The sequence below is a fragment of the Pseudomonas sp. CCI1.1 genome (assembly GCF_034348165.1).
GTDB classification, from domain to species: Bacteria; Pseudomonadota; Gammaproteobacteria; order Pseudomonadales; family Pseudomonadaceae; genus Aquipseudomonas; species Aquipseudomonas paracarnis.
Genome location: NZ_CP133780.1, coordinates 5,460,481 through 5,472,279, shown reverse-complemented (window position 1 = coordinate 5,472,279; position 11,799 = coordinate 5,460,481). Strand labels below are relative to the sequence as shown.

Annotated in this window: 11 protein-coding genes; 6 read left to right on the top strand and 5 right to left on the bottom strand. The window is 62.0% G+C overall.

What is annotated here, in order from left to right:
• Positions 1–35 precede the first annotated feature (35 nt).
• Positions 36–941, bottom strand: coding sequence for a cation diffusion facilitator family transporter (locus RHM69_RS24630; RefSeq protein ID WP_014716792.1), 906 nt, complete (start codon positions 939–941; stop codon positions 36–38).
• A 217-nt stretch (positions 942–1,158) separates the two neighbouring features.
• Between RHM69_RS24630 and RHM69_RS24625 the strand changes: the two genes are divergently transcribed.
• Positions 1,159–2,529: a gluconate:H+ symporter gene (locus tag RHM69_RS24625; RefSeq protein ID WP_014716791.1), complete on the top strand. Its 1,371-nt coding sequence runs from the start codon at positions 1,159–1,161 to the stop codon at positions 2,527–2,529.
• 3 nt (positions 2,530–2,532) lie between these two features.
• Here the strand turns inward: RHM69_RS24625 and RHM69_RS24620 are convergent, their stop codons facing one another.
• Positions 2,533–3,822 (bottom strand): MFS transporter, encoded by a 1,290-nt coding sequence (locus RHM69_RS24620; RefSeq protein ID WP_014716790.1) that lies wholly within the window; start codon positions 3,820–3,822, stop codon positions 2,533–2,535.
• Positions 3,823–4,008: 186 nt separating this feature from the next.
• Between RHM69_RS24620 and RHM69_RS24615 the strand changes: the two genes are divergently transcribed.
• From RHM69_RS24615 to RHM69_RS24600, 4 genes are all read left to right on the top strand, one after another.
• Complete coding sequence (locus RHM69_RS24615; protein WP_003188294.1) at positions 4,009–5,427, top strand: short-chain fatty acid transporter; 1,419 nt, start codon at positions 4,009–4,011, stop codon at positions 5,425–5,427.
• 195 nt (positions 5,428–5,622) lie between these two features.
• On the top strand, positions 5,623–7,323 hold the full coding sequence (acpA, locus tag RHM69_RS24610) for an acid phosphatase (protein WP_200600740.1): 1,701 nt from the start codon (positions 5,623–5,625) through the stop codon (positions 7,321–7,323).
• 119 nt (positions 7,324–7,442) lie between these two features.
• A complete protein-coding gene (locus tag RHM69_RS24605; protein WP_200600743.1) occupies positions 7,443–8,612 on the top strand; it encodes a hypothetical protein in 1,170 nt (389 codons plus the stop codon).
• Positions 8,613–8,747: 135 nt separating this feature from the next.
• A complete protein-coding gene (locus RHM69_RS24600; RefSeq protein WP_014716787.1) occupies positions 8,748–9,263 on the top strand; it encodes a hypothetical protein in 516 nt (171 codons plus the stop codon).
• On the opposite strand, the gene can is transcribed toward RHM69_RS24600, so the two are convergent.
• A complete protein-coding gene (gene can / locus RHM69_RS24595) occupies positions 9,260–9,904 on the bottom strand; it encodes a carbonate dehydratase (protein WP_003188288.1) in 645 nt (214 codons plus the stop codon). The two genes, RHM69_RS24600 and can, sit on opposite strands and share 4 nt — an antisense overlap.
• 138 nt (positions 9,905–10,042) lie before the next feature.
• Between can and RHM69_RS24590 the strand changes: the two genes are divergently transcribed.
• Positions 10,043–10,447, top strand: coding sequence for a hypothetical protein (locus RHM69_RS24590; RefSeq protein WP_014716786.1), 405 nt, complete (start codon positions 10,043–10,045; stop codon positions 10,445–10,447).
• Positions 10,448–10,566: 119 nt separating this feature from the next.
• On the opposite strand, the gene rimI is transcribed toward RHM69_RS24590, so the two are convergent.
• Positions 10,567–11,019, bottom strand: coding sequence for a ribosomal protein S18-alanine N-acetyltransferase (rimI, locus tag RHM69_RS24585; protein ID WP_200600745.1), 453 nt, complete (start codon positions 11,017–11,019; stop codon positions 10,567–10,569).
• Complete coding sequence (locus RHM69_RS24580; protein WP_014716785.1) at positions 11,012–11,758, bottom strand: hypothetical protein; 747 nt, start codon at positions 11,756–11,758, stop codon at positions 11,012–11,014. The genes rimI and RHM69_RS24580 overlap by 8 nt, the downstream gene beginning before the upstream one ends.
• Positions 11,759–11,799 lie beyond the last annotated feature (41 nt).

The window sequence follows — 11,799 nt, the reverse complement described above, 5'->3', positions numbered from 1 at the left end:
CCGTGGGCGAAAGATTACAAATCCGTTAGCCAGGCTCAGGCATGCACTTCGTCGTGATCGTCATGTTGAAAACCCTCGCCCTCGACCTGGATCGTGGCGTGGGAAATATCGAACTGTTCGTGCAGTAACTCCGTCACTCGGCTGAGGATCTGTTGCTCAGTGCCCTGGGACGCATCCGCGACCAGATGCGTACTCAGCACGTTCTTGCCACTGGTGAGGGCCCAGATATGCAGGTCGTGCACGTCCCTGACCCCCGGCACGCTGCGGATGGCCTGCTCCACCTGCTCGATGTCCACACCCTCCGGCACACCTTGCAGCAGGATGTTCATGCTCGCCTTGAGCAACGTCCAGGTGCGCGGCAATACCCAAAAGCCAATGGCGGCCGCGACCACGGAGTCAACCCAACCCCAGCCAGTGAACATGATCACCAGCGCGGCAATGATCACGCCGACGGAGCCCAGCATGTCGCTCCAGACTTCCAGGTAGGCGCCCTTGACGTTAAGGCTCTCGCCACTGGCAGCGCTGAGCAGGCGCATGGAGATCAGGTTGACCACCAGCCCCAGCAGCGCAATCACCAGCATGCCGGTGGACTGGATTTCGGCGGGCGCCTGCAGCCGCTGGTAAGCCTCGTACAAGATGTAGAACGCCACGGCGAACAGCAGTAATGCATTGAAGGCGGCCGCCAGGATCTCGAACCGCGCATAACCGAAGGTGCGCTTGCGGTCTGCCGGGCGCTTGGCGACCTGGATCGCCACCAGGGAAATCGCCAGGGCCAGGGCGTCGGTCATCATGTGCGCTGCATCGGACAACAGCGCCAGGCTGCCGGTGACAAAGGCGCCGATGACTTCGGCCAGCATGAAACTGCCGGTCAGCCCCAGGGCGATCCATAACTTGCGTTCGTGGCCGGCGCGTACTTGGGCGTGGCTGTGTCCTGCGCTCATGAAATGTCCTCGTGGGTTGGGATGGGGCGGATCATAGAGCTATAGGCCAGTTCCACTGGCATGGTTTGCAAAATTGTCATCTGAGCGCCAGAGCGTCGTTAGCTTCGGGCGCACCAAAATCGTTCATGCACGCGTTGGGGGAGCGCTATCAGGTATGCTTTTCAGGCTGAAACAAAAAGAAACATATTAGCCAACCTGCTCGATAAGGAGTCCCGTCTTGGAGTTATCGACTGCCGCGTGGATGGTTCACGACACCCGCCTCATGCTCTGCGTGCTGTTGGCGATCGCCAGCATCATTGTGCTAATCAGCGCGACCAAACTGCCGCCCTTCCTGTCGATTTTGATCGGCACCTTTATCGCCGGGGTCGGCGCCGGCCTGCCGCCGGAAGAAGTGGCAAAGGCGTTCAGTAAAGGCGCCGGGGCGATTCTCGGCGAAGCCGGGATCATCATTGCCCTGGGTGCGATGCTCGGCGCGCTGATGGCCGAATCCGGCGCGGCCGACCGTATTGCCACCACGTTGCTCGGGCTGGGCAAAGGCAAGTCATTGCCCTGGGTGATGGCGTTGGTTGCCATGGTGATCGGCCTGCCGCTGTTCTTCGAAGTGGGCCTGGTGATGATGGTGCCGATCATCTTTGTGATGGCCAAGCGTTCAAACCAGCCATTGCTGAAAATCGCCATCCCTGCGCTGGCGGGCATGACCACCCTGCATGCCTTGATGCCGCCGCATCCGGGGCCGCTGATCGCCGTGGGCGCATTGCACGCCGACCTGGGCCTGACCATGTTGCTGGGCTTTTGCCTGGCGGTGCCGGCCGTGATCCTGGCAGGGCCGCTGTATGGCAACTGGCTGTCCAAGCGCCTGCACGTGGATGAACCGGCGGATATCGGCGCCTTGTTCAGCGCACCGCCCAAGGCCCCGCGCCAGCCGAGCTTCGGTGTGTCATTGCTGATCATTCTGTTGCCGGTGATCCTGATGCTCGGCAGCACCTTGGCCAAAGTCGCGTTGGCGCCGGAAAGCACCCTCGCCCTGACCTTGAAATTCCTCGGTGAACCGCTGGTCGCCCTCGGCCTGGCCGTAATCGCCGCGGTCGTCTGCCTGGGTTGGGCGGCGGGCATGCCACGCGCCGACGTCGGCAACACCCTGCGCAAAGCCCTGGCGCCTATCGCCGTACTGCTGCTGACCATCGGCGCCGGCGGCGGCCTCAAGCAAACCCTGCTGGACGCCGGCGTCAGCCAGACCATCAGCAAAGTCGCCGAAGGCGCGCACATGCCCTACCTGCTGCTGGCCTGGCTGATCGCCGTGGCCCTGCGCCAGGCCACCGGTTCGGCCACCGTGGCCACCACCACGACCGCCGGCATCCTCGCGCCGATGATGGCCGGGTTGGCGGCGACTCAAAGCTCATTGGTCGCCCTGGCCATCGGCGCCGGCTCGGTGTTCTTCTGCCACGTCAACGACGCCGGGTTCTGGATGGTGCGTGAGTACTTTGGCTTGCAGTTGAAGCAGACGATCTGGGTGTGGTCGGTGCTGCAGACGATTGTTTCGGTGGTTGGGTTGGCGGGTACCTTGTTGCTCTGGCACTTCCTGACCTGACCCTCAGGCGGCCAAGGTGTGGCGCTTGCCAAACAGCGCCACACTCGCTACCCCAACCGCCCCCATCACCACGCAATACCCCACGCAGATCCACGGGCTGGTTGGCATCAGCGCGATCAACAACAACGGTGTAGTACTTGCCCAGAGTGCGTAGGCAATGTTGTAGGTGAAGGAAATGCCCGACACCCGCACCTGCGCCGGAAACAGCCCGACCATCACCGACGGCACCGCGCCCACCACGCCGCAACTCAGGCCCGCCACGGCATACGCCGCGCCGAGCCACACGCCGCCGGCGATCAGGCTGGCGTACAGCAGCGCAATGCCCACCGGCAGCAACAGGCTGTAGACCAATACCGCGCGCCACGCGCCGATGCGGTCCACCAGCAGGCCGGCGAGGACGCAGCCGATATTCAGGAAGACGATGCCCAGGGCACTCAGAGCGAAGGTGTGGCTGGGGCTCATGCCGAAGGTTTTCTGCATCATGGTCGGGGTGATGACCACCAGCACCACCACAGCAGACGTCAGCACGCAGGTGAGGATCATCGCCGGCAGCAGCACGGCGCGATGGTCGCGCAGCACGGTGCGCAAGGGCATTTCGGCGGCGGCTTGGCGACGCGCCTGCATCTCTAGGAATACCGGGGTCTCGCTGAGCCAGCGGCGCAGCCATACGCCGATCACGCCGAATACGCCGCCGAGCAGGAAGGGGAAGCGCCAGGCGTAGTCGAGGATTTCGGCGGGGCTGAAGACTTGCGCGAGCAAGGTGGCGGTCAGCGCCCCCAGCAGGTAACCGAAGGTCAGGCCGGCCTGCAAAAAACCCAAGGCATAGCCACGATGGTGACGCGGTGCGTGCTCGGCGACGAAGGTCCAGGCGCTGGGCACTTCGCCGCCCACCGCTGCGCCTTGCAGCACGCGCAGCGCCAGCAGGATCAGCGGGGCGAAATAGCCGATTTGCGCATAGGTCGGCATGACGCCGATCAGCAGGCAGGGCAAGGCCATCATGAGAATGCTCAGGCTGAAGACGCGCTTGCGTCCCAGGTGGTCTGCAAAGTGCGCCATCAGGATGCCGCCCAGTGGACGGGCGAGGTAACCGGTGACGAAGATGCCAAAGCTTTGCAGCAGGCGCAGCCACTCGGGCATTTCTGGGGGGAAGAACAGTTGGCTGAGGGTCAGCGCAAAGAACACGAAGATAATGAAGTCGTAGATTTCCAGGGCTCCACCCAAGGCGGCCAGGCCCAGGGTTTTGTAGTCGGAGCGGGAAAAACGCTGCGCCCGTGGGGAAAAGGTGGCAGTCATGTGCAGGCTCGGCAGACAAACAAAATGGCGTGCAGGTTATGAGCTGAGCCCATCGATGGCAATCGCGGCGGATATATTTGTTTTCCTCATTGATCGTTGAAGATAACTACATTCCCAAATCAATGGCCGTAGAGGAACATGCCGTAAAACTGCCAAACCCCATAATAACTACAAGAGGAAAGACTCGTGGCCGATGCTATCGAAGACAGCCGCTATGCCCGATTTGCCCTGCGTTGCTCCAACTTCGCCGAGCGCTGGTTTCCTGACTCCTGGGTATTTGCCGCCCTTGCCGTGATCATCGTCGCCGTGGCGACCCTGGGCATGGGCGCCGCACCGGCCGAAGCGGCCAAGGCATTTGGCGATGGGTTCTGGAGCCTGATCCCGTTCACCATGCAGATGGCCTTTGTGGTGATCGGCGGTTACGTGGTCGCCAGTTCACCGCCGGCAGTGAAGTTGATCGACCGCCTGGCACGTATTCCCAAGAATGGCCGTTCGGCCGTGGCCTGGGTGGCGTTGATTTCCATGGTGGCTTCATTGCTTAACTGGGGCCTGTCCCTGGTGTTCGGCGGTTTGTTGGTAAGGGCATTGGCCCGGCGCACGGACTTGCGCATGGACTACCGCGCCGCTGGCGCTGCGGCGTACCTGGGTCTGGGTGCCGTATGGGCGCTGGGGCTGTCGTCGTCGGCCGCGCAGTTGCAGGCCAACCCGGCCAGCTTGCCGCCGTCGATCCTGTCGATCACTGGGATGATCCCGTTCACCGAGACCATTTTTTTGTGGCAATCCGGCGTGCTGTTGCTGGCGCTGATCGTAGTGTCGCTGATCATCGCCTACGCCACCGCGCCTGGCCCCAACAGCGCCCGGGATGCCAAGGCCTGCGGCATTGACCCGGCCTTCAACCTGCCCAAGCCGCAGGCGCCGACGCGCCCCGGTGAATGGCTGGAACACAGCCCGTTGCTGACGATTCTGCTGGCGTTGCTGGCGGCCGGCTGGCTGTTCCATGAGTTCTCGACCAAGCCGGCGATCAGCGCCATCTCGGGGCTCAATACCTATAACTTCCTGTTCATCATGGTGGGCGCGCTGCTGCACTGGCGCCCACGCAGCTTCCTCGATGCCGTGGCCCGTGCGGTGCCGACCACCACCGGCGTGCTGATCCAGTTCCCGCTGTACGGTTCGATCGCCGCGCTGATGACGGTAGTCAAGGGCGGCGACGGCCAGACCCTGGCGCACCACATCTCGACGTTCTTCACCTCCATCGCCTCACACGACACCTACGCCCTGCTGATGGGTGTGTACTCGGCAGTGCTGGGCTTCTTCATCCCCTCGGGTGGCGGCAAGTGGATCATCGAAGCGCCGTATGTGATGCAAGTGGCCAATGACCTGCAATACCACCTGGGCTGGGCGGTGCAGATCTACAACGCCGCCGAGGCGCTGCCGAACTTGATCAACCCGTTTTATATGTTGCCGTTGCTGGGTGTGCTGGGGCTGAAGGCGCGGGATTTGATCGGGTTTTCGTTTGTGCAGTTGCTGGTGCATACGCCGCTGGTGTTGTTTTTGCTGTGGGCGTTGGGGACGACGCTGAAGTATTTGCCGCCTGTGATGCCTTAAAAGGGGTCGGTGCGGGCTTGCTCGAGAATGCGGAGTGTCAGTCAGCGGATTCATTAACTGATCCATCGCATTCGCGAGCAAGCCCGCTCCCACAGTTTGTTTTGTAGCGCTCTTAAACCTGTCTTTGTTCCGTCACATTCCGTTGCTACCGTCCTGCGAAATATCTTGCAACATCTCGCCAAGGACTCCCCCGCAATGAGTGATGAGCACGAAGACCTTCCCTCCTCCGATTCCGCCATCCAACCGACGGTAGACACCAGCCGCCGGCGCTTCCTCGGCGGTGCGGCGGTGTTGGGCGTGGGTGCGACTTTGAGTGCCTGCGGCAATACCAGCGAAGCACCGAGCCCACCCGTGACCCGGCCGCTCACGCCTCAGGAGTTGGATAAGGCATTGCGCGAGCAGGTGAAGACCGTGGTGGTGATCTACGCCGAGAACCGCAGCTTCAACAACCTGTTCGCAGATTTCCCCGGGGTGGAGAAACCGCTGTCGGCGTTAACCGCCAAGGACTTCCAGCAGCGCGACCGCGATGGCAGCGTATTGCCTGCTCTGCCACCGAGCTGGGGCGGTGTGTTGCAGGTCGGCCCACAAACGGTGGACGGGGTGACTTACCCCAGCGAAGTGCAATTCCAGCAAAACCTGCCCAACGCGCCGTTCGCCCTCAAAGGCCCGCAGGGCGAAGACCTGCCATTGAGCCTGGTGACTCGCGACCTGTGGCACGTGTTCTACCAGAACCAGATGCAGATCAACGGCGGCAAGAATGATGGTTTTGTCGCCTGGGGCGATTCCGGTGGGCTGGTGATGGGCCATTACGCCCAAAGCCGTTATGCCCTGCGCCTGTGGGACGTGGCCAAGGAGTTTGTGCTGTGCGATAACTTCTTCCAGGGCGCGTTTGGTGGCTCGTTCCTTAACCACCAGTACCTGATCAGCGCCACCGCGCCGTTTTATCCCAATGCCGCGCAGTCGGTGGCCAAAGCGCAGATCGCCACGCTGCAAAGCGATGACCCTCGCGGCACACGCCTCAAACCCTTGGACACGTCACCGGCCAGCGCCATGTCCGGCCCGCCGCAATTCGGCCCCAGCGCACTGACACCCGATGGTTACGGGGTAAACACCCTGGCCCCGCCCTACTGGCCCACCTGGATCCGCGACCCGCAGAACCCGGATTATTCCAAGCCCGACCTGCCCAATGTGCTGGTGCCGCAAACCCACGAGCATATTGGCGACAAGCTGTCGAAGAAGAACATCGACTGGGCCTGGTACGCCGGTGCGTGGCAAGCCACCCTGGAGCAGTTCAAGGACTCCGGCGGCATCCCCAAGATCCCGAATTTCCAGTACCACCACCAGCCGTTCAATTACTTCAAACAGCAAGGGCCGCAAAACCCCGCAGAACGTGCCAAGCGCTTGCGCGACGGTGGCTTGGGCGACGAGTCGAGCACCAACCGGTTCTTCGCCGACGCCCAGACCGGCAAGCTGCCCGCCGTGAGCTTCTACAAACCCCAGGGCAACCTGAACATGCACGCCGGTTATGCCGACGTGGCCTCGGGCGACCGCCATATCGCCCGCGCCTTGAAGGTGCTGCAAGAAAGCCCGCAGTGGAAAAACATGGTGGTGGTGGTGACCGTGGATGAAAACGGCGGCTGGTGGGACCACGTGGCGCCGCCCCAGGGTGACCGCTGGGGCCCAGGCTCGCGGGTTCCGGCGCTGGTGGTGTCGCCGTTTGCCCGCAAAGGCACGGTGGACCATACGGTGTACGACACGGCATCGATCCTGCGTTTGATCACCCGGGTGTTCCAATTGGAGACCCTGGACGGCCTCAAGCAGCGTGATGACGCGATGATCGCGCGCGGCCAGAAGCCCATGGGCGATCTGAGCAATGCTCTGCAGTTCAGCCTGTAGGGGCTTATCCAATAACGACATGCCGGGCGATTTAACACGCGATTTTCCTGGTCAGCCGCTACTGTGTGCAGGTGGGCTTCCATCCCGCGCAGACGGGCTTCGCTGACAAGGAATTGACTATGTTTAAACCGACCAGGCTGTCCTTCACCCTCGCCGCACTACTGGCGAGTGCGGTCGTACAGGCCGACATCGAGGTGCCACTGGGCAGCACGCAGCGCGTCACCCAGTTGTTCGCGTACCCCAATAACTGCAACGTGATCTGCTTTCGGCCATGGTCACTGGAGCAGACCGCCGAACACTATTTGAACCAGAGCCTGCAACGTGATGGTTACAGCCGGGCCAAGGTCAGTGTGAAGACCCACGACGGTCAGGTCATGGCGACCTTCAGCGGCGTGCCAGACGGTTACGGCCAGCCACTGACCACGCTGCTCAATACCGCCGACCTGGCTTACCAAGGTGCGCGCCAGCTCAACAGCGATGGCAAATGGGCCTACAACTGGTACCTGTTCCTGCCGTTAGGCATGGCCTTGGAAAACCGCAAAAGCATTGAGCTGTTGCACTTCCCTCCGGATTACTCGCTGACCCAGGCTCAGGATTACCTGGAATCGGCCACCACCGACCGCTGGGCCACCTTGTTAAGCGAAAATGGCGTACCGGCCACGGAAACGCCGGCGTACCAGACCATCATCGATATCGCGCCCATCGCTGCGCCGTCCAATGCCGGCAAAGACCTGGAAACCGTCTACGGGTATTTCACCGACTACCAGACCCGCATGGTCAAGGAGCTGAGCCTGCGCCCTGGCGGCGCATTGCCGATGGTGGCCTTCGGCGCGCCGGTGCGTAGCTGGATCCAGCAACAATACGGGCAAACCGTGGGCGTGCTGAGCCTGGCGCAGATCAGCCCGGAGCCTGGCAAAACCGTCGCGGTATTGGGCGCCAACCACCCCAGCTACATTTGGTATGCCGCCAGCCCCGACAGCTATGACGGTGACGAGCAAAAAGCCGACGACGCCGGCTTGAAAGTGATGGGCCAGGACTTGAGCGCCGCCTGCTGGCAAGCCGGCATGGGCCAGAAGCCCGCCAGCGATGCCAATGTATTGCTCAAGGCCTGCCAGAACACGTGGCAGGTCACGCGCAAGGAGCAGACGTGTGAGTTGTTCTACACCTCGGTGCGCCACCTGACACCCGAGCAGGCCAACGCCAAGTGCGCCACAGCGCCCATCAAGGCGCAGTTGAAACAGCTGAGAAATGCCGCCCCCGCCCCCACCGTCACGGCCCCTGCGCTTTAAGGTGAATAAACCGTTTCTACTGTCAACTTTGACAGTAGAAATCGGATCCCACTTCGGCGAATCTTGGGCCGCGCCCATTTGCTGCAAGACTGGCCGCCAGGTCCGCAGGTCCATGCAGCCCCGTTCAGGAGAGTGATGAAAACTCGAGCCATGGATAAGGCTAAAGCGGCTGTGAATGACGGCCTCTATCCCTTTGAGACGCTGCAGGTGGAACAGGGTTACCCCTCGACCGCACAATTCAAGGTCGTGCGATACCCTAATGGCAAGAGGGGTGGAATCAAGGCGCGCATCGACTTTGACAGTCGAGTACGCATCGCCCTGGTTTCAGGCTACGCAGTCAGCGAGCGCCGCTCGCATACGCTGCAACTGTCGTCGCGTATCCACTTGTACGATAGCTGGTTCTGCGGCCTGATACGGCACTCCTGCAAGCCCAACGTGCTCCTGGACACCACGTACATGGAACTATGGACCCTGAACACCATTACCGCAGGCAGCCTGCTGACCCTGGATTACGCCATAACCGAAGACGCGCTGTACCGGCAGTTCGCTTGCCATTGCGGCGAGCTGAACTGCCGGGGTTGGATCACCGGCAGCAAAGAGCCGTTGAACGCCCAAGGCCTGGCCTGGTGGCACGAAAACAAACGGCTCTAGGCTTCGCCCAACGGACGCAGGCGGTATTGCGGCGGCAGTTGCTCGAAGCCACTGATGGTGGTGTTCAAACTCTTCCAGCGGCCGTCCTTGATGCCATAGATGCAGCCATGGATCGACAGGCTCTGCCCACGGTGCCAGGCATTTTGCACAATGCTGGTGTGGCCGACGTTGGCCACCTGCTGGATCACGTTGAGTTCGCACATGCGGTCCACGCGCTCTTCTTCGGTCGGCAACTGGGCCAGCACATCGCGGTTTTCGTAGTAAAGGTCGCGAATGGTGCGCAGCCAGCCATCGATCAAGCCGAACTGACGGTCCTGCATCGACGCACGCACGCCACCACAGCCGTAGTGGCCAGTGACGAGGATGTGTTTGACCTTGAGCACGTCCACCGCGTACTGGATCACCGACAGGCAGTTGAGGTCAGTGTGCAGCACCACGTTGGCGACGTTGCGGTGCACGAACAGGTCACCAGGCAACATGCCGACGATCTCGTTGGCCGGTACACGGGCATCGGAACAGCCGATCCACAGGTATTCCGGGGTCTGCTGGCGGGCGAGCTTGGCGAAGAATTCGGGATCTTCCTGTTTGATCGCATCCGCCCAGCGTTCGTTGTTATCAAGCAGGTCTTGTAGTTCGTTCATCAGGGAAGCCTCAGGAATGATGCGCAGGTTTGTGACTGACAAGCCCTCGTCCGGGTCACGCCAGGCGCTAATTAGCTTGAATTTTTTGGCTGCCATGCCTGTCCACACACTATAAGCCCCACAGTATGAGGATTGGCCATGACTGAATCACGACGTCCCTATGGCGCAACACAGCCGGAACCGATCGATGACAACGAAGACCGCATGGGTGAGATGCGCGAGCTTGATTTTGACGAGCAGGACCAGACTGCGGAAATCGGCGACGAGCTGCCGCGCCGTGAGCGCGACCATCTGATGCCCGACGAACGGGTGCGCGAAGCCGGGCTGACCGGCGCTTCGACGGATGATCATGAATCCACCGATGACGATATGAGCCCGCAGACGCTGATCCGTGAGGACGGCGCACGAGATGCGCAGGAGGAAGGCGAAGACAATGCCGCCGACTATGACTTGAGCGTCGTGGGAGAAAATGACATTGGCGGCGGGAGTGGGCTGGATGAGGCGGAACTGGCTGATCTGGACCCACTGAACGGCAAGCGCTGACCCTATGGGAGCTGGCTTGCCTGCGATGGTATCACTGCGGTGTTACTTGAAAACCGGGTGTCTGTCATCGCGGGCAAGCCCGGCTCCCACAGAGGCTCTGCACATAGGGGGCTGTGTATTTAATCAACCAGGGTGCAGGCCATCACGACTGCATCTTCGCGGCCACCCACAGCGGGGTAGTAATCCCGGCGACGGCCGATCTCGTTGAAGCCATAACGCTCATACAGGCGACACGCGCCGGTATTGCTGTCCCGCACTTCGAGGAAGCATTCTCGCGCATTGGCGGCATAGGCGCGCGACATCAAATGCTCCAGCAGCGCCAGGCCCAGGCCACGGCCCTGGTTTTCCGGTTTCACGGTAATGTTCAGCAGGTGCGCTTCATCGAGGATGATCTGCACCACCCCATGCCCCACTTGCTGCTCGCCTTCGAACATCAGCCAGATCTGGTACTTGCCCAGCCCGTCGAGAAAAATCCCGCGGGTCCAGGGGTGGCTGAACGCCGCGTATTCGATTTTCAGCACGGCGTCGAGGTCGGCCTCGGTCATCGGGCGAAAGGATAAAGCCTCACTCATCAGTTGTTTTCCAGCGCGCCATCAGCCGGCGCATGGCTTGCCAGACATCAGCCTTACGCTGTGGCTCTTCCATTAATAATTCCAGGCCCGGCAGGGCCCACACCGAACCCAGGCCTTCAACCTGCAGCTCGCGGTACCAGGCCTCGGCGTTGGCTTCACCGGCAAACCGCACGGCGGGCAGGCCAATCAGCCACAGGCACACGCAGGGCTCGTCTTCCAGGCGTGCCGAGACAAACCCCTGGACGAAATCTCGTGCGGCCTCCGGGCCCTGGTCCATGGTGCCGCGCACCAGCAGCGGCCAGCGCACCGGCTCACCGACTATCTGAGGACTGTCAGGCAGGCCGGCGGCGCGCAGCATGTCCTTGAGCAACAGGTAGGCCGGGTCGCGGGACTGGAAACGCTCGCCGGTCGGCAGTTCCACCAGCAACAGGCAACGCCCGGCCCGCAGCAATTGCAGGGCAAAGCGTGGCGGCGGCACCACGGGCGCCTTGGCCACCGGCGCAGCCTCCTCCACCACCTTGGCAGCCTTGGTCGCCGGCGCAGGGCGCGGCACTTCGATCTTGGCCCGCTCGACCGCCGGGCGCGTCTCTGGGGTGGGTTTGACCACCGCCACGGGCGCGGCCGCCTCTTCTCCCGACGACTCGAACGCCTCGTAGGGCTCAAGCGCCTGCAACAACTCGGGCCGCGATGGTGCGGCAAACGGCAGTTCGGTGCGGGGCAGCCAGTTGACCACCTGCATGGCGGTCAAGTAAGCGCGACGTCGGGACTCGATAAGCACAG